Source organism: Enterobacter cloacae complex sp. 2015409, assembly GCF_041365315.1.
Lineage (GTDB): Bacteria > Pseudomonadota > Gammaproteobacteria > Enterobacterales > Enterobacteriaceae > Enterobacter > Enterobacter pseudoroggenkampii.
This window is the reverse complement of the sequence record NZ_JBFTVM010000001.1, coordinates 1,599,584-1,621,402: the sequence shown is the minus strand read 5'-3', so window position 1 is coordinate 1,621,402 and position 21,819 is coordinate 1,599,584. Positions and strand designations below refer to the sequence as shown.

Sequence of the window (21,819 nt, the reverse complement as noted above, 5' to 3'; positions counted from 1 at the left end):
CGTGTTATAAACAAGTTACAAGTCGCCTCCTCTGGCGACAAAGAGGCATGGCATGAAATTACGAATCACAAGAGCAATCGGCCTCAGCAAGTTCTCGCCACGTTGGGTTAAGGTTATCTGTTTACGGTTGACTAAAAACGATATTGAGCGCTCCCTCAACGCGCTTCTGGCCACAATTGATGAAACTGAACTCTCTTCGGAGAAAGTCAAAGCATTGAGGGAATGCGTTGACAGAATCAACCTGGCAAGGGGAAAGGGGATGCAAGCGTGAGCGCTACTGCTATTGAGCCGAAAGAGATTTTTTATACCACATGCTCATTGCTGAACACATAAAGCGTAGCTGAAGTGACTGATGCTGACTGAGTGATGCGCGGAGAAATAGTTGTCTAATAACTCAATCATATTAATCACTTTTCCCATGGTACCTTTTTTATCTTGAGGATTAGGCAGTACGAAATCCTAGCTTTGGCCGCTCTATTGGATCCTACACCTCTGAACTGCTAAGGACGGAATATGAACGGATGAAAGCTAGCATGAGGTGCGAGTGGTGTTGAGAAAGGTCCACTGGACAATCATTTGAATAATTCTGTGAAAAATTCATTTGTATAAAGAGTCTTCTCCTTCTGGGCGCGTTTTGAACCTTCGATGCATCCACAGGTATTGCTCAGGGGCGCGGAGGATTTCACGCTCGATGATTTTATTCATATAAGCAGCTGCAGCGATATTATCGTCCTCCGGATATCCTAACAATGGATTACTGATATACATATGATAACCTTTTTTATCGCTCCGTCGAATCATGCTAAGTGTGATCAAATTTGCTCCAGCGAGTTTTGAAAGTGCGTACGTTCCGTTCGTTGTGGCTGCTTTTTTTACCGAGAAAAAGGGTGCGAAAACGCTCCCCTTAGGCCCGTAATCCTGATCTGGTGCAAACCACACAGCTTCACCGGCCTTGAGTGCATGAACTAAGCGAGATAGATTACGTCGATCAATCATAGCTTTATTTGAACGCATACGTCCTTTTGTCTGAACCCATTCCATCAATGGATTGTTGTGCGGCCGATATGTTGCCATCATTGGATGGCATAACCCCATTACTCTTCCGCATAGTTCAAGCGACATGAAATGAATCCCGACAACCATTACCCCTCCGGTTGCGTTAGCCAAGTTTTCAATCCCTTCTACGTCAAACCACTTTTTGACTCTCGCATCGCTCCAGAACCAGGCCATGCCAGTTTCCATCAGTCCCAGCCCGAGAGAAACAAAGTTATTATTTATCATCTGGCTTCGGGCAATCGGAGTCATATCGGGAAAACAGAGTTCAATATTCCTAACCGCTATACTTTCTCTACGTTTTAAAAAGGGCCTGGAGATTTTTCCAAGACCGGAACCAAGAGTATATAAAACCGGATAAGGAAGTTGGACTATAACCCACAGAAGTGCCAAGCCTGCCCAGGAAAACCAGTGGCGGGGATGAAGTAATTTGTATGTAAAGAGCTGTGACATAAATTTCCCTAAGCTAATGAAGGTTGTAATGCACATGGATAATTTGAAGAATTTGTTTTTCAGCGGAACGTTTCATTTAGATAATTGAGTTTTTTTCTGAATTCAGGGGGACAGATTGCGTGTGGGAGTGGATGCTCACTAAATGGTTTAGTGAGGCGAAAAAATTCTTTTTCTATAAGACTCAATGGGTTATTAACGATATTCGAGGAATTGCCTTCTGGATTCATCCTCCCCGACATACTCAAAAGATAGAAGACGAATTGGGATTAAGTTATAAAACCAATAGCAATCATTTCGTTGAATAACTTCGCCTGGCTTGAAACATATCCCTGATGCTTCCCGAACAATTGCATATTTACCATTGCTAAATTTCACTCTGTGGATATAGAAATGTTGACCGATCTGTCCATGACAGCTGTTCGAAAGTATATCTCCTTCAATAAAAACAGATTTTTTATCTTTCATCATAATGCCCTCTACCACTATACTATAAAAGGAATGTTGGCATTTACAGATATCAGTTAAGTTGCAGGAACTGTTCAGCCGCCGATGCACCAGCATTCTGATGGCCTGAACAACAGTCCGCAGGCAGGACATTCCAGAACAGCATTTTTTCTTAGTTTACCTGCTTTCTGATTGGCTCTGTATGCGCATACCGGGCAAGCAACATGGACCGGTCTTTCTTTAAAATGTCTAAGTCCCTCTGTAAATGACATAAAATAATCTCTGAAAAATATAATATTTATTATACGCTTTAAAATATAAATTATCGGGTTAAATTATGAATATTTATTGCTGAATAAAATATGAGCTTTTAGAAAACAACAGTTTGATTTATGTTACAATATCCTTCCATGAGAAATTTATGATGAAATCAGAAGACACTCTTGACTGGTACCCAGCGCAGTTGCCGCCAGTAAAAATTATTTTAGGTGAAGCAGTGCTTGCTGTGGGTAAACAGGGAAGGCCGATTAATACACGGACCTTGCTCGAGTATCTTCAAGTCATGCAAGGTAAGCAAAAAAGACGTGATGATCAAGTTGCTATGCAGACTGCGATTGAAGTGCTTAGAGACAATCAGCGCATTAACGGTAGGCGTTAATGCGCTCTTAAGATCCCTTAGTTCTGAGTGATCTCTACTATGTGTCTTTGACCATCCTGCTTTAAAGGTATTCGGTCATCAGACAGTTCGATACCATCTAGTATAACCTGATACTCCCCGTTGCCACGTGTAATGGTAATCTCGTAATAACTTTCGTCATGTTGATATGTCAGAGAAAAAGACTCCCACTCTGCTGGTAACAGGGCATGTATGGTCAAGACATCACCGGAACGTTTTATGCCCATCAATTCTTCTGTAAGAAGACGATAGGCCCAACCCGCTGATCCGGTGTACCAACTCCAACCTGCACGTCCAGTATGTGGCGCGATGCTGTAAACATCTGCACTCATTACGTATGGTTCTGCTCTGTAAATCGCAACTTCTTCGTCAGTAGACGCGTGGTTTATTGGATTGATCAGTGACCAGAGTTGCCACGCACGCTCTGCATTTCCCATTCGGGCAAATGCCATCACGGCCCAGATAGCACCATGAGTATATTGCCCGCCATTTTCACGCACACCAGGCACATAACCCTGAATGTAACCGGGATTTGGTCCGTGTCCATCGAATGGAGGCGAAAGTAGCTTTATCAACCTGGATTCGGAGTTTACCAAATGCTTGTCCAGAGCCTGCATTGATTTACCGGCACGTCCACAGTCTGTCGCACCGGATAAAACGGACCAACTTTGAGCTATTGCATCAATCCGGCAGTCTTGAGAACTTTTGGATCCTAAAGGCGTTCCATCGTCAAAATATCCACGCCGAAACCATTCCCCGTCCCAGGCTGTCGCATTCAGATTTTTTTGCAAGTGTTCCGCCTCCGTGCGACACAGCGATGCTACAAGCTTATCTTGCTGACGCTCAGCGTGCGTCGCGAAACGCTTTAAAATATCGAACAGGAAGAACCCGAGCCAAACGCTTTCACCTTTTCCTTCGATGCCGACCCGGTTCATCCCATCGTTCCAGTCGCCAGCACCCATTAGCGGCAGACCATGTTGTCCAAAACGAAGCCCATGCTTAATGGCTTTAACGCAGTGTTGCCATAGCGTCTCTTCGGTGTGGCTGATTAGTGGTGTATCGTAAACGGACTCTTCTCCAGGCTGGAGCTGACGCCCTTCCAGATAAGGAATCATCTGCTCTAGTATTCCGATATCCCCAGAAGTGTCGACGTAGTGACAGACGGCGAGCGGGAGCCAGAGAAAATCATCTGAACATCGCGTGCGTACGCCGCTACCGTGAGGTGGATGCCACCAGTGCTGCACATCGCCTTCAATAAACTGTCTTGACGCACATAGTACTATTTGGTCGCGCAGGCGTTCCGGTGCAGCGTGGGTCAGTGCTAATGTATCCTGGAGTTGATCGCGAAAACCAAATGCGCCACCCGATTGATAATAGCCACTGCGCGCCATGAGACGACAGGCCATTGTCTGATATAGAAGCCAACCGTTAACTAGCTTATCAACTGAATGGTCTGGTGTTTTGACCACTATCTTATCCAGCATGCGGTGCCAGTGACGATGGACATTGTCCAACTCCTGTCGAACGATATTTTCATCCAAATAATGATCGAGTATAGTCTGAGCCCGGGCGGAGTTTTCCTCGCTGCCGAGTACAAAAATGAAGGTTTTCTGATCACCGTCAATTAGGGTGGTAACAGACTGAACTGCACCGCATGGATCCAAACCAGCGCCTGTATTTCCCGATAAACTGCGAAGCTTCATTGCGGCCGGTTTTTGCAAAGAGCCATTGCGGCCAATAAACTCTCGGCGATCACCTGTCAACGAACAATTAGGATCGTTGACAGCGAAAAATGCAATGCGTCCTTCGCCGTTAGCTCCGTAAAAGTTATTTGCTGTAACTCCACTACCACCCGGCACGACCACCGTATGTGTAACGATATGGGGAGCAGAACGCGAGCGTGATTCCCCAAGCGTCCACTCTACGTACCCTGTGACCGATAATTTGCGCGTGCGGCCCGAATTGTTACTAAGCGTCAGAAGTGCCAACTTAACAGGATCGTGTTCGCCAACCAGTATTGTCAACTCGCTATCTATACCACTATCGCGGTGCGCGAATACGCTGTAGCCAAAACCATGACGGGTTAAATAATCCCCGCGGCCACGAACAGGTAACGTCGTGGGTGACCATACCGTTCCGCTCTCTTCATCACGAATATAAAAAGCCTCACCGCTACGGTCGCTTACTGGATCGTTTTCCCAGGGGGTTAAACGATATTCATGAGCGTTCTCATACCAACTGTAAGCCTGTCCGGCTTCTGAAATGACGCTACCAAAACAGGAGTTTGCCAGCACATTTGACCAAGGGGCCGGCGTTGGAACATTTTCCTTCAGGATAATCTGATACTCCCGTCCATCCTCTGAAAACCCTCCATGCCCATTGAAGTTGAACAGATGTTCTATATGCGGCGTCCAGTCTTCCTGTCGATTGCTTCCCTCAGTGACAAAAGATACAAATGGCCTTTGCGGTTTAATTGGCGAGTGGAGCCGCTGATTAAGTTGCTCGTTTAGCCCGCCGGCGCGATCGTCAAGATACATACATGCAACGCTCATCAGCAATTGCTTATCTTCAGAAGACAAATGCTCCCCGTTACGGACAAAAATGCCGCCCGGTTTATCCAGCAGGCTGGCTTCTGAACCGGCATAGATTAAATCCATAATCAGTGTTTGAAGGGCCTGCTGATAGCCACCTGCGCTGTTATTGAGGATAACAAGATCCACTTCAAGCCCTTTTAGTCGCCAGTAACGATGAGCCTGAATCAGTGTAGTGATAGAGGTCATACTCTCATCGCTGGTCACGCTATGCAGTACAATCGGTAAATCACCTGAAATACCCCAGCCCCACAGTCCGGACTGACCGCGGCGGTTACGGCTTATGACTTGATCGTCGGCGCGTAATTCGTGACAGGGATAGAGCACAGCACTAGCGAGTCGGTTAAACAGCGTTGCGTCATCTTCGCTGGCATTTATCTGCCTTAGCACTACCAGACTGTGCGACCAAGCAAGCTCAAAAACACGCTCAGCGATTGGGTAATCACGGTATTTTTCCAATAATGCCTTGCTTTGCTGACGGCTCTCACTGATGCCATAAACGATATCAATCGTTATCGGAATGCCTGGCATGAGTCTCACAACTTGTCGGATCGCTAGGACAGGATCCAGCACGGCACCGGAAGTATTGCTGAGCGGCCCGTTAGCATAGATAGCAGCGGCATCAGCCGGACTTCTGCCCCTTCCAATAAACTTAGCTCGGTCTGTTTCAAACGAGGCTTCATTATGATCATTGCTATGCACCACCATCATGTGAAACAGAAATGGGCTCGTTTCATCTGGAGAACGCGGTCGTCGATGGCAAAGAATAGCTTCCCGACTGTGATCAATCTCAGTTTCGATGAACAAATTACTGAATGCCGGATGCGCTAAATCACTGGTTTCTGGAGCAATCACCACTTCAGCATACGTTGTTAGCTCGAGCGTTCGCGGTAGACGGCCATGGTGTACCAGGGTGACACGCCGCAGCTCTATATCATCCTCCGGGGAAACCACAACCTGTGTCCTAACGCTAAGGGCTCCGAAGGTACGCCTGAATTCTGCGCCTGCGTCGGTGAAGATTATCTCATCGCTGCTATTCGCATTTCCGCCCATGGGCTGCCAAGTATTGCTCCATACCTCATTCGTATGCGGATCGCGGATATAACAGAACGATCCCCAGTTATCACGGGTTGTATCGCTGCGCCAGCGGGTAACTGAAATCGAATTCCAGCGGCTGTATCCTCCACCACCTGGCGTCAGCATCAAGTGGTAATGCCCATTTGAGAGCAGCTGTATTTCTGGAGTGGGGCTGTCTACATGACTGAAAACTCTCGGTTCATATCGCACCGGTTTAACCCTTCCTTCATGGGATTCAAAATGACGGCGAGGGCTGTAAAGATCGACTGCATCCGGGACGCGTTCCTGCAATAGAAGATTCGCCGACATAAAGGTGGGGCTTGCCATAAATCGCTCGATCATCGGGGCATCAAGCAGGATATGCGCTAGCGCCTGGAATCCCATCCCTTGGTGGTGTGCCATCCAGGACTGTACAACCGCGTACAGTTGCCCGGTAGCAAGCCGTGATGGCGTGTAGTCCAGCGCTTCATAAAACCCGTATTCGCCATGTGCACCGCTCTGCTCCAGTCTAAGTAAGTTTTCGCAGGCCTTCTGGGGGTAAACGAGCAGAGCCAGTAGTGTTGCATACGGCGCGACTACCATATCGTCCGCAAGTCCTCGGCGAAGACCGAGTCCAGGTACCCCAAATGCCTGATACTGATAATTACGCTGGACATCAAATGCATGATAGCCGGACTCAGAAACGCCCCATGGTACGCCACGTTCCTTGCCCCAGTTAATCTGACGTGTCACCGCGGATTTGCCCATTTCATCAAGCAAACTGCCGCGCCAGTTTGGCATCACAAGATTCGGCATCAGGTATTCAAACATCGAGCCGCTCCATGACATTAACGAGGTCTCATTGTCGATATTGGTGAACAACCTTCCCAACGCATACCAGCTTTTCATCGGAAGCTGATTTGTCGCGATAGCGAGATAACTTGTCAGCCTGATTTCAGAGGGCAGAAGGTCATAGTGGCTTTTATCGGCGGTATTTGTGTCGCAGTTATATCCGACACTGAGCAGGCTGGTAGCTTCGCTGTAGAGAAAGGCAAAATCCATTCGCGCATGGTCATTTAACCTCTTTTCAAGTTCGCTGATGATATCCAGCCGCAAACGGGCGTGAGTAATAACTGATGCAGGAGGCGTTCCTTCTCCGGTATCGGTACTCTGCGCCAACCAGCTTAGTGTTGGCAATGTCTCGCTTGGGTATGTAGGGGGTAACCACGCGAGCAGATGTGACCATTCGTGGCATAATTCAACCAACTGATGCTCCAGATGCTCGGCCCAGCGCACCACAAGATCACCTTCCTGCTGACTCGCAGCGGTAAGATATTTGCACTGAGTACGCATTTTTTTAAGTTCGCTATAAAGAGCTCCCGAAGGAAGTTCCACTGAGCTGAAACACTGCTTTTGAAGCTCTTTAAGTGTATCCGGTGCCCCCGGCCCCCAGTGTTTTTCAAGAAGTAATAATGTATCGTTTAACCCTGCAAGTATTCTTTCGCCATTCAAAATCGGCTGGTTTCGCATGGCTAATAACCCTTCACGCAGAGTCAATAGATGTCCAGCCATATTACCGCTATCCACGCTTGATACGTAACGCGGACTGAGCGGCGCAAGTGTTCGAGTGTCATACCAGTTATATAAATGACCACGAAAATGTTCCATATTATCAAGAGAGTCGAGCGTGAGCGTTATGCGTTGTAAGACGCTGCCGCCTGGCAAATAGCCAAAATCCCAGGCAGTAAGGTTAGCCAGTAGTGATAACCCAATGTTGGTAGGGGATGTACGGTGCGCGATCGTCGGCTGCGGTATTTCCTGATAATTATCGGGGGGGAGCCAATTTTCTTTCGCTGTGGCGAAGGTCTCAAAAAAAGACCATATTTCTCGGCTTGTCTGTCTCAGCAGAAGTTTCTGCTTATGATCTGGCAAAAAGGGCTTACGAGCGGGTTGGCGGCTCAGCCAAGCCATAATAATGGGAGCTATGCACCACCCGAAGCTAATGGGCAATGCGATGAACAGCATCAGCGGATCAAACACCAATGCTAGTGATGTGAGACTCAGACCGCAGGCAACATTCAGCCACATTTCCCGATAAAAACCTAAAACAGAGACACTGGATTGGTAGTTATCTGGGTTATAGCTTACCCATTGGTTGAGGTTACGCTGGCTTACACCAAGTCGCCAAAGCGTAACTCCAATAGCGTATAATGAGTAACCGGCCTCGTGGGGTAGTATCATAATCGTGAGACCGATACGTGAAATGCGCTTCAAGGCTCCAGCTGAGACCAGTTGCAGATGTTGTTTAAGGGGACGACGGTGCGGTTTATGAACGAGATCCCATGCTATGCTAAGCGCCGCAGGAAGAAACCATATTAGCGTAAGCACGCTAAACCAGTATAAAGGGTTGGGGAGCCAGAGCAGCGTGCTCAATACAAGCAGCATGATCGACGGCGCTACCAGGCTGCGTCGGAGATTATCCAATAATTTCCAACGAGAAAGAATGGACAATGGATTTTTTTCCCTGCTTCCGTCAGCTTTTCTGACCCGAACCCTTAACCAATTGAGCAGTTGCCAATCTCCGCGGATCCAGCGCGTACGACGTGCGACGTCTGAGATATAATTAGTTGGATATTGTTCGTAAAGTAAAACGTCGCTCAGCAGACCAGAGCGGGCGTAACATCCTTCGAGCAGGTCGTGACTGAGTACGAGATTTTCCGGACAGACGTTGGCAGTGGACTGGACAAAAATATCTACATCATAGATACCTTTGCCTACGAACGATCCCTCGCCAAAAAGATCCTGATATATATCTGAAGACATCATCGAATAGGGATTATTACCCGGGATGCTGCTGCGCATGGCGGCGTAGTGCCCCTGACCGTAAAGAGGCATTTCCTCTGCTAAGCCTGGCTGTAAAATTCCGTACCCTTTAACGACTCGTTGGAACGTTGGATCATATTCTGGTTTATTCAGCGGATGCGCCATTGTGGCCACCAGTTTATGGGCGGTATCGCGAGGAAGGAGCGTATCACTGTCAAGAGTGATGACGTATTTAATCCGTCCGGGCAAAGCCTGCGAGGGAAAGCCTGCAACGCTCGAAAACTGGGTTCCCGGTTGGCGTAACCAGCTGTTAAGAAGAGCTAGTTTGCCCCGCTTGCGTTCATATCCCATCCAGATTCTCTGCGAATCGTTCCACACCGGCTGGCGGTGCAGTAGATAAAATCGAGATCGGCCGCTAGGGTTGCGCCGATTAAGTCTCTGCGTCTCAGCAATCGCTTGCCTTAAAAGGACAGTGTTTTCCTCGGTATCCTCAGTTAATGAATCCGGAAAATCGGTAAGAAGTGCAAAGCAGAGATTTTCATCTTGATTGCCAAGGCTGCAGACTTCCAAACGAGAGAGAAGTTTGCTGAGGCTTTCATAGCTTGTCAGCATGCAAGGGATCGCAACCATTGTGGCATATTCAACTGGTATCCCACTTGAAAAGTCCATCCGCGGCAGAGGTCTGGGAATACGAAAGCGTGTCGTTGCTTCGCTAAGCATATCGCTGGCGAGTTGACTAATGGCAACAATAAGGGGGAGTGCTAGGGGGATGAGCAACCAGAATATACCCTGTAGTGCAGTTTCATACAATATGGTAGCCGTAGCGGCCGTGGTCAAGAGACTCAGGCTACCAAGCCATGACAGAAGGGGCGATTTATTCATACTCTGCCGCAGCCATTTCAATAGAGACCTTTCAACTGACAACAGTTGTTCGAGTTGTGGCCTTCCACCCCCAAGCAGAAAATAACCGATATGTCGGTGCTCAGGATCTAGACTCGGTTCGCAAGACATTGCCAACACGCGGTTTGCAACTTCCGGTTCACTCAAGCTCGCATCCCTGGCAAGCGTTTCAATCACATGGCGATAATGATCTCGGGTGTCGAAGTGCATGCGAGGATATATACCAGCTGGGTCAAGGCGTAAAGTTTGCTCGACTACGCTGATGGTCTCTGCAAAATCAGACCAGTTCGTTTCACTCAGCAGACGTAAACCCGAAATACTGTTACTGACGGAAAGCTGGCTGGCGGCAAGCTGCTGATTGAAGCGATGAATCAGGATCTCAGTTGTAACACCTTGCTCTGCAAGACGTTGTTCAATCCAATTCAGAGGGAGTGCAAGAGCATTGCCATGTCCCTGCAGACGACGAACCATTTCAGCGACAAAGGCACTGCTCAGTGGAGGATGATTACGCGCCATATCGGCAACAATCAAAATTAGGTCGGCGGGAGCATTCTCTGCACAATCAAAAATCCGCATTATCCACATATCTGCAAGATTTCGCTCCTGCTGGGCCTGGGTCACTTCGTTGCTCACACGACGCAGGTTTTCTATCAGCGCTAGACGCAGCATTCCTGGCAAAGCCCATATCTCCCCCAACGTCAGAGGTGTCACCTCTTGATAGGCGGAAATATAACTGGTAAGGCTGCTGCTGTCCCAGCGTCCGTCGCCATGCGCTATGGCCTCTGAGGCTAAGTCATAAATTCTGGGACATCTATGTGGATAGGCTAGTACCGGAAGACCCTTACCAAAGCTTTTCGGTAAGTGCTGGCGTACCATGCGAATCTGCTCTTCAATCAGGTAATAGTTGTCCAGCAGCCACTCACCTGCGGGCATGATACTCGTTTTTTTTCCTGCATTGAGTAGATAGCAACATCGCGTAATTATCGTTTCATTGTCAGTTAGTCGTTTAAGAAGGTAGTACGGGAGTATTTCCGGAGACAATTTGTGCGTACGAGCCAGTTTTCTTCCAAAGCGTTCCAACTGAGGGGTAGAAAACAGTTCCGAACGTAAATAGTTTTCTCCTCCCGAATCGTTGGCTGGGGCTGATATGTGTGCGCTGCCTTCGGGCAGAATACGAGAACGCTTAAACCACGCAATAGGTTTCATTTTCATTGGGTTGCTCTTTTGCTACGTTAACGCGCAGGAGCAGATGCGAAATCAGTTCAGAAACGTTCTCTCAGGATGGGCGTAAGGCATCGGGGATTTGACAACTGCTGATATTATATTAAGTGTAGAACATCGGCTGTGAAGCTAGCGCGGAGAGATAAAAAGTGCTTTACACCCCGGACAAAGCATGGGGCTTTTTAGACGCAGTTTAGAGGAAGGCTGAGCGGATTTTAAGCCGCAAACAGGGCAGGTGACAGTTGTGGTTAATACGCTTCCAAAAAGTTTCATTGTGTAATCGATAACGGACATGATTATTAGCCTCTCAATGAATGTATTTCACTCTATCACATTTGGCTAAAATTAAACCAATTTAATAATCACCCAATTTTTTAACATAAGTGAGGTTTTCTTCTCTTTTCTAACTCATCGCTTTCATGTCCGTTTTTGAAGCGAATGAATTCCAACCTTTTAAAATCCTTATGCTATTTTGCAACGCAAGATGAGTTTTATCTAGGTTACCGCCTGGATTGAACGCTTGATTTTTTTCTACAAGAAAAATCGGTTGATTCACATTCGATGTTCTGAAAGCGTTGCAAAATCCGTAAGATAAGTTTATATATATACTGTATATGCATACAGTAATTCATTGTGGAGGGAAAAATGACAATCGAGTTAACCATTGATCGCATGAAGAAACTTCCTGATGGAGCTATACCTGCGCTAGAGTTAGAACTCGTCAAAAAACTCAGTAAACAGTTTGATGATTACCAGCTTACGATTAAGCGTGGCGGCAATGATGGGTTGACTGTTTTCGGAGGCGACAAGAAGGAGGTCGAACATATCCAGCAGGAGACCTGGAAAAGCGCGGACGAGTGGTTTTATTAATCGCGTGAATCTCACTGGAGCAGTTTCAAAGAGTATCGCTGTTTGCGTTCCCCTGGCTGTTCCCGATTACTGTTTACCGCGTCAATAAGTCGCTCTGGGGGAAATAGTGTGTAGTGCAGGTGCCTTTAATGCAGATGATCAATGGTACGACGTGGTCAGAAGGGCCGATAAAGCAGTTATCTATAGCTTCCCGGCGGAAGGGAGATATCTGGTTTATCGAGTAAATGGAATAGTTTCATTACGACCGTTACTTGAGGATGAAGAGATCTTCACTCTTAACGGGTTCATGCAATTTGCAAAACGACTGGGGTACCGAGTTACATCACCGTCTGATATTATTCTTTCATAGGCCTGAACAACCTATACCTGATGCGCCACGGAGAGAACCATGGCGCTAGAATTACAACTTATCAAACACCATTCAGGAATACTGATCCCGGCCACACCCGAGACCAGCGATATCCTGCAATCCAAAACCCGGCTCGGCGATGTTCTTGTTGCCGAATTCAGGCGGGTACGAAACCCGGCATTCCACCGGCGCTTTTTCGCGCTTCTTAATCTCGGATTTGAATACTGGGAACCAACCGGCGGGGCTATCTCGAGTAACGAGAGGAAGCTGATTACTGGCTACGCCAAGTTCCTGGCTTCGTATGCCGGCAATGAGGGCGCGCTGATCGATGCTGCTGAGCATTATCTTGAGCAGGTTGCATACCGCCGGGTCACAAATGGCATTAGCCTGTGCAAATCCTTTGACGCTTACCGCTCCTGGGTGATCGTCGAAGCAGGGCACTTTGATGCCATTCAGCTGCCAGACGGAACACTCAAAAAACATCCTCGAAGCATCTCGTTTGCCAACATGGATGAACTCGAGTTTCAGCAGCTCTATAAAGCTGCGCTCGATGTCCTCTGGCGCTGGGTCCTGTCCCGTTCATTCCGCAGTCGTGATGAGGCCGAAAATGTCGCCGCGCGGCTGCTTGGCTTCGCGGGGGGATGGGGATGAAGAAGACCTGGTTCCATCATACCGATTGCAGCACCGAACAGGCCGACGAGCTGGTTAAGCGTTACAAAGCTCGTGGCGTCCGGGTTGAGCGCAGCCTTAACCCGGATTATGTGACCTGGACTGTCAGTGCTTTCCTTCCGACCTCAAATACTCCAGCGCGCCCGGATAGCCGCTGGCGAAACCGGATGTGGGAGTGAACGTGAAGACATATCAACTCACTTTGCCCTGGCCGCCGAGCAACAACCGGTATTATCGGCACAACCGCGGGCGTACACACATTAGCGCTGATGGCGTTGCGTACCGTTATGCGGTCGCAAGTGTCATTCGAAGCGCCCGGCTTAATATCCGCACGGCCGCTCCACTCAAAATACGTATTGAATGTCACATGCCTGACCGCCGGCGCCGCGATCTGGATAACCTGCAGAAGGCTGCATTCGACGCTTTAACCAAGGCGGGGTTATGGCTGGACGACTGCCAGGTTATTGACTATCGCGTTGTGAAAATGCCTGTCGTTAAGGGCGGAAAATTAGAACTCACCATTACTGAGCTGGAGACCGCATGAACCTTGAAAACACCCTCAAATATCACTTTGCCAAATCGACAATGATTAGCGACTCTCCGCGCGCTTCGGCGTCAGACTTATTAACCGGAACGGATATCATGGCTGCGATGGGCATGACGCAGGAACGGGCAGCATTGGGTTACAGCGCTTTTCTCGGGAAGATGGGTATCAGCAAGAATGACCGGGAGAGGGCGATCGAATTGCTGGCCCAGTATGCGCTGACCAGGTGCGATCGGGTTGCTGCACTGCGCAAACTGGGTGCCGGGGTTAAGCCACTGGTGATGCATCAGCTGGCCACCTTCGCGTTCGAGGACTATTCCCGCAGCGCCGCCAGCGTGAAGCAGTGCGATGGCTGCAATGGGGAAGGGTTTATCGACGCTGAGGTTTTCAGCATGAAGTCTCATACTCCGGCAAAAGAGAAGAAGTTCGTGAAGATGTCTTTGCACATGGGCGCGGAGAATATTCGTCCTTCTGAGTATGAGGTGCATAGACAGGTCAGGGAGGTAGCGCGCGTTCTTTGCCCTCGGTGTAAGGGGAAGAAGGTAGTAAGCTGTGCCTGTAAAGATTGTCATGGCCGCGGGAAAGCTGTTAATCAGACTCTTACAGAGCAGCAGGGCGTTCCGGTACTGGCTGATTGCAAGCGCTGCAGTGGGCGAGGGTTTGAGCGAATTCCATCAACTGAGGCTTACGCCGCGGTGTGCCAGATAACGGATGCAATCAGCCTCGACACCTGGAAGAAGTCTGTTAAGCCATTCTACGATCAGCTAATCACCAAGTTTGACATCGAAGAGGCCTGGGCTGATGCGCAGCTGAAGCAGATAACAAAATAGGGCGTTATTTTATCGTGAGCTATTTACTTTTCCCGAATCTGTGGTAATTTTCCTCTAACGATGGGTTATTGCCTTCGTTTAAAGCCCTGCGGTTAACTCCGTGGGGCTTTTTGCTTAATAGCGACTTAAGAATATCTAAAACCATTCAACCCTGCGGTGACTTATAATTTCCCCAACAACGCAGGAGGGAATATGGAAGAAGGTTTCTACTGGATTCAGCACAACGGTAGGATTCAGGTTGCTTACTTCAGCAATGGCGTTACTGAAGACCTTGAGACGGGACTTACTTTTAATGGTATTTGGCATCTGACACAGGGTGACGACATCTGCGACAACGGAGAAGCTGAGGTGATTGAAGGCCCTCTCCCTCTACCATTTAGATGAATATATTCATCTGATTATGCGGCAGATTCTTCATACTGCACATATGCTTCTTAAGCATCCTGCGGAATGGATGTTTCTGAAAGCGTTTTTGTGGTGGATCCCCCTAAGCGGAGGGGCGGTTCAGCAGGACATTTCTCCAGAGTGTCCAACCAGCGCGCGGAAATGAATGCTGTGATCATTTCCACCGGGAGGCACCCGGCACCACTCCCTCAGTTATTGCCAACTTAGCTATTTATGCCTGCTTGTCCGAGCAGGTTTTTTTTTATTTCTCCCTTGTGTTTTGTAAGAGACCTCAGAGCTAAGAAAGGGTGCTAAACCTCAGTACGTGTTTTAGCAAAACGATCCTCGAAACATTACAAGCTCGTCTGAGACAAAAAAGCGCGGAGAACGACATCACTCCTCTCCGCAATAATAATTCCATCTTCTGCCCGATTGTCTTTCTTTTATCCACAAAAGCTAAAGTTATGAGTTAATGTAAATAATAACAGCTTTAAACTATGTGAGCAGTTAATTATTTTTTTGTTTAAATGACTCTCCTTAAGGATTGTTTAATCTATTGCTTTCCTAAGGGAGAAAGAAGCGCCGAAGAGTATCAATCATCATCAGGCTGCCGTATGGCAGCCTTTTTTATTTTTATCAACAGCACCCGCACTTAGCGAGGTGAGAGACCATGAAAATGAATGATTCAGGGAACATCTTCACGCAGTTCTTCGCGTGGGTAGCAGCTCTGGCGTCAGCCATTGGATTTACCACTCAGGATCTGGTGTTCATGTTCTTTGGCGCTGCTGGTCTGCTTATCTCGCTAGCCTCGTACATTAACGGGCGGGTAGATGCAAACCGCAGGCGTAGAGAGGATGAGAAGCGAACAAAAATGGTCAATGACTACCTGAAAGGCGTTGGTGATAAACCCCTTCAAGAGCGTCCTGCCGCTGCAAGCGTGGTCGTTGAGGCATTACAAAAGGAAGGTGAGTGATGGGATCCAGAGCAAAGTTGAGTACTGCAGTTCTGGGGCTGGTACTGGCTGGTGCTCCTGCATCCGTCATTCTCGATCAGTTTCTAAATGAGAAAGAGGGTAACAGCCTCACGGCCTACAAGGATGGCGGCGGTATCTGGACTATTTGCCGCGGCGCAACGATGGTTGATGGTAAACCGGTTGTGCAGGGCATGAAATTGACTCAGGCCAAATGCAATCAGGTGAACGCCATCGAACGCAATAAGGCTCTGGCGTGGGTTGATCGCAATATTACGGTACCGCTTACCGAACCTCAGAAAGCTGGGATAGCTTCTTTCTGCCCGTACAACATCGGGCCAGGTAAGTGCTTCCCGTCCACGTTCTATAAGCGCATTAATGCCGGTGACCGCCGCGGGGCATGCGAGGCAATCCGCTGGTGGATTAAAGACGGTGGTCGCGATTGCAGCATGACTAAAGGTCAGAAGAACGGCTGCTACGGTCAGGTAGAACGGCGAGACCAGGAAAGTGCGCTGGCGTGCTGGGGGATAGACCAGTGAAAATTAATCCGGGTATTATCGGCGTTGTCATTATTGCTGGCCTTTCGGTCGCCCTCGTTAAGAGCTGTTTGGAGGCCAGTAATCTTCAAAGTGAAAACGACGTTCTGCGAAGTGACAATTCTCTGCAAGGGCAGGTTATCGCTACCCAGACATTCAACTTCAATCGATTCAATCAGGTTGCAGAACATGCCAATAGGCTCAACTCCCTGATTGACACCAGCACCGAAGAAACCGTAATCGAATACCGGGAGATTCTCCGCCGTGAAAAAACCTGTGATCTGCCTGTTCCTGCTGACATTGCTGGTGGGCTGCTCAAATACGCGCACCGTTTACGTGCCAGCGCCATGCACACCGATTCCAACGGACCTTACACAGCCGATGATCGTGCCGTTGCCACCAACTCCATGACGTACTGCCAGGTAGTATTGTGGATTAAGCCGCTACTGGCTGTAATTGAAAAGGGCAACAATAATTTCGCTGGCATAAGGCAGATCGAGTTGGAAAGAAAGAATTAGGGATGGCTCGTCCTTGAGCACACGGGTATTCCTGAACGACGGCTTTACCTGACATAGCAAAGCACTATTAAATTGTAGAAAAGACTCAATATTTAACAAGCGAAGCGCAGCATTGTAAAAAAATGCCCTCACAAGGAGGGCTACCAGAGTCTCAGTTTCACTTGCTCTTTTTATGGATGTTTCCCTGGAGTTGGCAAACTCCTCATCAGAGTCTTGAATAGTCTGGCAAACAGTCCGTAATCAACAAGCATAAGCGGTAGCTATTAGGATGATTCTGAGTTAATCACTTGGGATAGGCAGTAATATGGAATCCTCTAGCTAACTGTAGGGCTGACATAGTAGCCGATAAGGTATAGTGTTGAGATGTCTTTATGGAATGAGGATTAATATGAAAGGTAAAGTGTTTATCGCTGCTATGGCTTTTGTATCTTTCAGTGCTCTTGCCGACGAGGGGCAGTATCTTTCTGATTTCGCCAGTGCAAAAAGCACGTCTAAAAGCTACTCCCAGCTGATTAGTAAAAACAAACTACCTGCATGGGTAAAAAGTGGTGGCACGAGCACGCCATCAACCGAAGTAACAGTTGCGGGCAAAAAGTATATTGCACTGTCAGGGTGTAAACCACACAGTTGTCCAGAACAGAATATTGCTGTTCTCTACTCACCTGATAGCGGTGATATTCATGGTGTGTTTTCTGATTTCAATGCAGAAAAGAATCGTGAGACATTGACCTGGTTAAACGTGGATCCGATTGATTCTAATGCGATGAAAAATGCGCTTTTCAATCGACTGTACGGCAATTAAATAACCCAAGCTTCAAACTGTAATCCACCAGTTTGAAGCTTCAATACACAAATCAATCGTCTCACAGTGTGTTTGTCGCTCACATCGCACCCTCATTCCTCTTAACTTTAGCAATGAATTCCTCTGTGATTGATAGACCCGCTATGATTTCCGAATTTAAGACGGAAGCACCAAATTGGCTTACAAGGTCCAGAAGCGTTTCATATGTCTGGATGAGTTCCATTAGATCGGAAATCACTAATTGATCATGCTCAGTGCGCAAATGAGACCGGGCAGAGGCTTGATGCACTATCCACTCGAGATTGGCCTTGATTTTCTGTACGTCATCGTAGTTATACTTATTTCATAAGCTTAAATCCTCATTTCAAGATTTCTTTGAGAAAAAATACTCCATTGCTTCAAATACTGAAGCTGTGAGTGACGTCTAAAGTTCATTCAGTTTAGAGGTAACAATGGCTAAGCCGGATTGGGGCGAGCTGCAGAAGCGGTTCCTGTCTGATCACGCTGCTACTGGCATATCCCCTAAGGAATGGTGCGAGGCACATAACCTTAATTATGTAACTGCTCGCCGCTATATCAAGAAAACTGCTGCGCAAAATACAAAAATTTACCCGCGAAAGATAGTGCGCACTGCGCAGAAAGATAAGAGCGCAAATGAACTGGTGGATGATGATGGACTTACTGCTCAGCAGCGCTTATTTGTCGCGGAGTACCTGAAGGACAACAACGCCACTCGGGCTGCTATCCGGGCTGGCTACAGTAAAAAATCAGCTGAACAAATCGGCTATCAACTCCTTCAGAAAACTTCAGTTGCGCAGGCTATTGCGCAGCAGCAAAAAGCGTCCATTGTGCGCACTATCGGGAGTGCCGATGAAATCCTCGCTCAGATGTGGCAGCTCGCCACCTTCGATGCAAACCAGCTTTCACAGTATCGTCGCGGCGCGTGTCGTTACTGCTGGGGCTTCGGTCATCACTACCAGTGGCGCGATGCAGTTGAGTTTGAAGAGGAAACAGCAAAGGCTGAGGGAAGGGAAGGAGCCAGGCAACCAGATGACACAGGCGGCTATGGCTACGACCACACCCGAGAGCCAAACCCTGAATGCCCACGCTGCAATGGTGAGGGCATCGGTCAGCCTTATTTCCCCGATACGCGCAAACTCCCGGCAGCTTCTCGGCTCGCTTATTCAGGTGTGAAGGTCGGCAAGAATGGCGTTGAAATCACTGCTATCAGCCGTGAGCGCATGTTCGAGGCGGTAATGAAGCGCCTGGGCCTGGCCGATAGCGAGTTCGCGCAGCGCCTGCAGCAGATAGAAATCGAACGCCGGCAGCTGGAGGTTGAGAAACTCCGTAAAGAGCTTGCGGGTGATGGTGACGACGATGAACCAACCCCAGTGCAGATCAATATCAACGTAGTGGACGCGAGGGCGGACGATGGGGATCAGCCCGACACTTAACATTCCTCAGGCGCGCTTCCTCGCGATGCAGCACAAATTCAAGGCCTACGTTGCCGGGTTCGGTTCGGGTAAAACGTGGGTGGGTTGTGGCGGCATCTGCAAAGGGATGTGGGAGCACCCGAAGATTAACCAGGGCTATTTCGCGCCGACGTACCCGCAAATTCGTGACATCTTTTACCCGACGATTGAAGAGGTGGCCTTCAACTGGGGGTTAACCGTCAAAATCAACGAGGGGAACAAAGAGGTCCACTTCTACGAGGGGCGAAGGTACCGCGGGACCACAATCTGCCGCTCTATGGAGAAGCCCGGCTCGATAGTCGGTTTCAAAATCGGTAACGCGATGGTTGATGAGCTGGACGTCATGGCGGCAGCCAAAGCGCAACAGGCATGGCGAAAAATCATAGCCCGTATGCGTTACAAGGTTGATGGGTTGCGTAACGGCATCGATGTCACCACAACGCCGGAAGGTTTCAAATTCGTCTACCAGCAGTTCGTGAAGGCGGTACGTGAAAAGCCAGAGCTTGCGGCTCTATACGGACTGATTCAGGCCAGCACGTTCGACAATGCGAAGAATCTGCCCGCGGATTACATCACGTCGCTGCTGAGCTCTTACCCTGACGAACTGATTCAGGCATACCTGCGAGGGAAGTTCACCAACCTCAACAGCGGGACCATTTACCACACGTTCAACCGTAAGCTGAATAACTGTTCTGACGAGATTCAGGATGGTGATCCGCTATTTATCGGCATGGACTTCAACGTTGGAAAAATGGCCGCGATTGTTCATGTTAAGCGTAATGGCCTGCCGCGTGCGGTTCGTGAGCTGGTGAAAGTCTACGACACGCCGGCGATGATTAAGCGCATTCAGGAAGAGTTCTGGCGCTACGAGGATGGACGCTACGTGAAGAGCCGGGAGATTTACATCTATCCAGATGCCTCTGGCGACTCACGCAAATCGCAGAACGCCAGCAAGACCGATATTGCCCAGCTTAATGATGCCGGTTTCAGCGTCATTGTTGATGATGCCAACCCGCCGGTTAAAGACCGCATCAACTCAATGAACGCCATGTTCTGCAACGCCAACGGAGAACGCCGCTATCTGGTGAACGTTCAGAACTGCCCGGTTTACACCGAGAGCCTCGAGCAGCAAATCTGGGCGGCTAATGGCGAACCAGACAAATCAGCTGATAACGATCACCCCAATGATGCTGGTGGGTACTTCATCGTGAAGGATTACCCCATCGTGAAACCGGCATACTCAATCACCATGGATACCACTTTCTGATATGGCAAACGACGACATCACCTGGGTTCGACCAGAACACCGGGCGGCTTCTGCTGCCTGGAGGAAATACAGGGACTTCTGCAAAGGAGCTGAGGCCGTAAAAGCGGCGGGTAATAAGTATCTGCCGTATCTCGACCCAACCGATAAATCCACACGCAATCGCAAGCGCAATGAGGACTATCTGAGCCGCGCGGTGTTCTATGCGATTGCCGGTAATACGAAGATCGGCATGCTTGGGATGGCGTATCGCAAGGACCCCACGTTTAACGGTCCGGAGAAGCTGAAGTACCTGTTGGACAATGCGGACGGAGCCGGTACCAGCATCTATCAGCAGTCGCAACTGGTGGCAGAGAACGTGCTGGAGGTTGCGCGAGAGGGCATTTACGTCGATTACGCTGAAGAGTCCGACGAAGCAATCATCCTCCGCTATCCGGCAGAGAACATCATTAACTGGCGAACAAAGCGTATTAACGGGCGCGATCAACTGGTGCTGGTGGTGCTGCGGGAATGCGTAGAAGAGCCGGATGGTTATGCTTACAAGGATGAAATCCAGTATCGCGAGCTGGCGCTAGAAGAAGGGCGGTTTATATGCCGTGTATGGCGCCGGGCTGGTGGCACCGTAAGCGGAACCTACACCGTTGACAGTGAGTACCACCCTAAGCCGAAAGGAAAGGACTACTGGGATGAAATCCCGTTCACCTTTGTCGGTGCCCAAAACAATGATCCTACTATCGATGATTCGCCGCTGGCCGCGCTGGTGGAAATAAACCACGGACATTACCGCAACAGTGCTGACTATGAAGACAGCGTATGGTTCTGTGGCCAGGTACAGCCGTATATGACCGGGCTTGATACCAACTGGCGCGATCACCTCGAGAAGAAGGGCGTGAAAATTGGTTCCCGATCACCTCTTTTGCTTCCCAAGGAGGGTTCGTTTGGTTATGCCCAGGCGCAGCCGAACATGCTGGCTAAAGAGGCCATGGACAGCAAACGCGATTACATGGTTCAGCTGGGCGCCCGCCTGATTGAGCAGAACGCCACGGCGAAGACTGCTACCCAGGCGAGCGGTGAGCAAACATCATCAACATCGGTGCTCGGTATCTGTGTTTCAAACGTTTCTGAGGCCTACACGCTGGCGCTTGGCTGGTGTGCGAAATATCTCGGCATCAAGGGCGAATCGACGAGCTACACGATCAACCAGGAATTCATCGCGAAAGTTGCCGAGTCGGGCATGGTAACGGCTATCGTCAATGCCTGGCAGTCCGGTGCGCTGCGCGATAGCGATATGATTCGAGCACTACAGAAACTCGATCTCATTGACCCGGCCGACAGCCCGGACGAGGTGATTGATGCGCTTCGCAATCAGGCACCAACGTTGACGGGAGGCTGAT

At 48.9% G+C, this 21,819-nt stretch carries 19 protein-coding genes; 15 read left to right on the top strand and 4 right to left on the bottom strand.

The window, feature by feature from the left end; translation table 11 throughout:
* The first annotated feature begins 52 nt into the window (after positions 1–52).
* Entirely contained in the window at positions 53–271 is a 219-nt protein-coding gene (locus tag ACDO57_RS07825) for a hypothetical protein (protein ID WP_267214706.1), read from the top strand.
* A 326-nt stretch (positions 272–597) separates the two neighbouring features.
* Here the strand turns inward: ACDO57_RS07825 and lpxP are convergent, their stop codons facing one another.
* Both lpxP and ACDO57_RS07815 read right to left on the bottom strand, forming a co-directional pair.
* Positions 598–1,506 (bottom strand): kdo(2)-lipid IV(A) palmitoleoyltransferase, encoded by a 909-nt coding sequence (gene lpxP, locus ACDO57_RS07820; protein ID WP_047647981.1) that lies wholly within the window; start codon positions 1,504–1,506, stop codon positions 598–600.
* A 539-nt stretch (positions 1,507–2,045) separates the two neighbouring features.
* Positions 2,046–2,222, bottom strand: coding sequence for a YnfU family zinc-binding protein (locus tag ACDO57_RS07815; protein WP_213730113.1), 177 nt, complete (start codon positions 2,220–2,222; stop codon positions 2,046–2,048).
* A 152-nt stretch (positions 2,223–2,374) separates the two neighbouring features.
* Between ACDO57_RS07815 and ACDO57_RS07810 the strand changes: the two genes are divergently transcribed.
* Positions 2,375–2,608: a hypothetical protein gene (locus ACDO57_RS07810; RefSeq protein ID WP_048979563.1), complete on the top strand. Its 234-nt coding sequence runs from the start codon at positions 2,375–2,377 to the stop codon at positions 2,606–2,608.
* 17 nt (positions 2,609–2,625) lie between these two features.
* Here ACDO57_RS07810 and ACDO57_RS07805 read toward each other — a convergent pair whose 3' ends face one another.
* Both ACDO57_RS07805 and ACDO57_RS07800 read right to left on the bottom strand, forming a co-directional pair.
* On the bottom strand, positions 2,626–11,208 hold the full coding sequence (locus ACDO57_RS07805; protein ID WP_370883819.1) for a GH36-type glycosyl hydrolase domain-containing protein: 8,583 nt from the start codon (positions 11,206–11,208) through the stop codon (positions 2,626–2,628).
* Between the two features lie 138 nt (positions 11,209–11,346).
* Positions 11,347–11,511 (bottom strand): YnfU family zinc-binding protein, encoded by a 165-nt coding sequence (locus tag ACDO57_RS07800; RefSeq protein WP_214551156.1) that lies wholly within the window; start codon positions 11,509–11,511, stop codon positions 11,347–11,349.
* Between the two features lie 351 nt (positions 11,512–11,862).
* Here ACDO57_RS07800 and ACDO57_RS07795 point away from each other — a divergent pair, with 351 nt between their 5' ends.
* The 13 genes from ACDO57_RS07795 (at position 11,863) to ACDO57_RS07735 (ending at position 21,818) form a co-directional block, all read left to right on the top strand.
* Entirely contained in the window at positions 11,863–12,087 is a 225-nt protein-coding gene (locus tag ACDO57_RS07795; RefSeq protein WP_370883818.1) for a DinI-like family protein, read from the top strand.
* 388 nt (positions 12,088–12,475) lie between these two features.
* Positions 12,476–13,087 carry a DUF1367 family protein gene (locus ACDO57_RS07790; RefSeq protein WP_101744524.1) on the top strand — a complete coding sequence of 204 codons (612 nt, stop codon included), beginning with the start codon at positions 12,476–12,478 and terminating at the stop codon, positions 13,085–13,087.
* Complete coding sequence (locus ACDO57_RS07785; protein ID WP_075204790.1) at positions 13,078–13,284, top strand: hypothetical protein; 207 nt, start codon at positions 13,078–13,080, stop codon at positions 13,282–13,284. The genes ACDO57_RS07790 and ACDO57_RS07785 overlap by 10 nt, the downstream gene beginning before the upstream one ends.
* A gap of 2 nt (positions 13,285–13,286) precedes the next feature.
* Positions 13,287–13,649: a crossover junction endodeoxyribonuclease RusA gene (gene rusA, locus ACDO57_RS07780; RefSeq protein ID WP_048979564.1), complete on the top strand. Its 363-nt coding sequence runs from the start codon at positions 13,287–13,289 to the stop codon at positions 13,647–13,649.
* Complete coding sequence (locus tag ACDO57_RS07775; RefSeq protein WP_101744525.1) at positions 13,646–14,479, top strand: antitermination protein; 834 nt, start codon at positions 13,646–13,648, stop codon at positions 14,477–14,479. Before rusA ends, ACDO57_RS07775 begins: the two co-directional genes overlap by 4 nt.
* A gap of 192 nt (positions 14,480–14,671) precedes the next feature.
* Positions 14,672–14,863, top strand: a complete 192-nt coding sequence (locus tag ACDO57_RS07770; RefSeq protein WP_047958756.1) for a hypothetical protein — start codon at positions 14,672–14,674, stop codon at positions 14,861–14,863.
* 670 nt (positions 14,864–15,533) lie between these two features.
* The gene (locus ACDO57_RS07765) at positions 15,534–15,836 is read left to right on the top strand and encodes a hypothetical protein (RefSeq protein WP_028013330.1); all 303 of its coding nucleotides are present in this window, start codon (positions 15,534–15,536) and stop codon (positions 15,834–15,836) included.
* Positions 15,836–16,372 carry a lysozyme gene (locus ACDO57_RS07760; RefSeq protein WP_045143003.1) on the top strand — a complete coding sequence of 179 codons (537 nt, stop codon included), beginning with the start codon at positions 15,836–15,838 and terminating at the stop codon, positions 16,370–16,372. The genes ACDO57_RS07765 and ACDO57_RS07760 overlap by 1 nt, the downstream gene beginning before the upstream one ends.
* On the top strand, positions 16,369–16,887 hold the full coding sequence (locus tag ACDO57_RS07755) for a hypothetical protein (RefSeq protein ID WP_101744526.1): 519 nt from the start codon (positions 16,369–16,371) through the stop codon (positions 16,885–16,887). The genes ACDO57_RS07760 and ACDO57_RS07755 overlap by 4 nt, the downstream gene beginning before the upstream one ends.
* Positions 16,888–17,275: 388 nt before the next feature.
* Positions 17,276–17,689 carry an Ivy family c-type lysozyme inhibitor gene (locus ACDO57_RS07750; RefSeq protein WP_045371016.1) on the top strand — a complete coding sequence of 138 codons (414 nt, stop codon included), beginning with the start codon at positions 17,276–17,278 and terminating at the stop codon, positions 17,687–17,689.
* A 452-nt stretch (positions 17,690–18,141) separates the two neighbouring features.
* Positions 18,142–19,143, top strand: coding sequence for a terminase small subunit (locus tag ACDO57_RS07745; protein WP_267214711.1), 1,002 nt, complete (start codon positions 18,142–18,144; stop codon positions 19,141–19,143).
* Positions 19,121–20,428 carry a terminase large subunit domain-containing protein gene (locus ACDO57_RS07740; protein ID WP_370883817.1) on the top strand — a complete coding sequence of 436 codons (1,308 nt, stop codon included), beginning with the start codon at positions 19,121–19,123 and terminating at the stop codon, positions 20,426–20,428. Before ACDO57_RS07745 ends, ACDO57_RS07740 begins: the two co-directional genes overlap by 23 nt.
* 1 nt (position 20,429) lies before the next feature.
* A complete protein-coding gene (locus ACDO57_RS07735) occupies positions 20,430–21,818 on the top strand; it encodes a DUF4055 domain-containing protein (protein ID WP_101744530.1) in 1,389 nt (462 codons plus the stop codon).
* The last annotated feature ends 1 nt before the right edge of the window (position 21,819 follow it).

Excerpts from the sequence above, each read along its gene's own strand:
- ACDO57_RS07795 (WP_370883818.1), top strand. The coding sequence starts at position 11,863 with ATGACAATCGAGTTAACCATTGATCGCATGAAGAAACTTCCTGATGGA.
- ACDO57_RS07810 (WP_048979563.1), top strand. The coding sequence starts at position 2,375 with ATGAAATCAGAAGACACTCTTGACTGGTACCCAGCGCAGTTGCCGCCA.
- ACDO57_RS07745 (WP_267214711.1), top strand. The coding sequence starts at position 18,142 with ATGGCTAAGCCGGATTGGGGCGAGCTGCAGAAGCGGTTCCTGTCTGAT.
- lpxP (WP_047647981.1), bottom strand. The coding sequence starts at position 1,506 with ATGTCACAGCTCTTTACATACAAATTACTTCATCCCCGCCACTGGTTT.
- ACDO57_RS07750 (WP_045371016.1), top strand. The coding sequence starts at position 17,276 with ATGAAAGGTAAAGTGTTTATCGCTGCTATGGCTTTTGTATCTTTCAGT.
- ACDO57_RS07805 (WP_370883819.1), bottom strand. The coding sequence starts at position 11,208 with ATGAAAATGAAACCTATTGCGTGGTTTAAGCGTTCTCGTATTCTGCCC.
- ACDO57_RS07790 (WP_101744524.1), top strand. The coding sequence starts at position 12,476 with ATGGCGCTAGAATTACAACTTATCAAACACCATTCAGGAATACTGATC.
- ACDO57_RS07735 (WP_101744530.1), top strand. The coding sequence starts at position 20,430 with ATGGCAAACGACGACATCACCTGGGTTCGACCAGAACACCGGGCGGCT.
- ACDO57_RS07785 (WP_075204790.1), top strand. The coding sequence starts at position 13,078 with ATGGGGATGAAGAAGACCTGGTTCCATCATACCGATTGCAGCACCGAA.
- ACDO57_RS07765 (WP_028013330.1), top strand. The coding sequence starts at position 15,534 with ATGAAAATGAATGATTCAGGGAACATCTTCACGCAGTTCTTCGCGTGG.
- ACDO57_RS07760 (WP_045143003.1), top strand. The coding sequence starts at position 15,836 with ATGGGATCCAGAGCAAAGTTGAGTACTGCAGTTCTGGGGCTGGTACTG.
- ACDO57_RS07800 (WP_214551156.1), bottom strand. The coding sequence starts at position 11,511 with ATGTCCGTTATCGATTACACAATGAAACTTTTTGGAAGCGTATTAACC.
- ACDO57_RS07740 (WP_370883817.1), top strand. The coding sequence starts at position 19,121 with ATGGGGATCAGCCCGACACTTAACATTCCTCAGGCGCGCTTCCTCGCG.
- ACDO57_RS07775 (WP_101744525.1), top strand. The coding sequence starts at position 13,646 with ATGAACCTTGAAAACACCCTCAAATATCACTTTGCCAAATCGACAATG.
- ACDO57_RS07770 (WP_047958756.1), top strand. The coding sequence starts at position 14,672 with ATGGAAGAAGGTTTCTACTGGATTCAGCACAACGGTAGGATTCAGGTT.
- ACDO57_RS07815 (WP_213730113.1), bottom strand. The coding sequence starts at position 2,222 with ATGTCATTTACAGAGGGACTTAGACATTTTAAAGAAAGACCGGTCCAT.
- ACDO57_RS07825 (WP_267214706.1), top strand. The coding sequence starts at position 53 with ATGAAATTACGAATCACAAGAGCAATCGGCCTCAGCAAGTTCTCGCCA.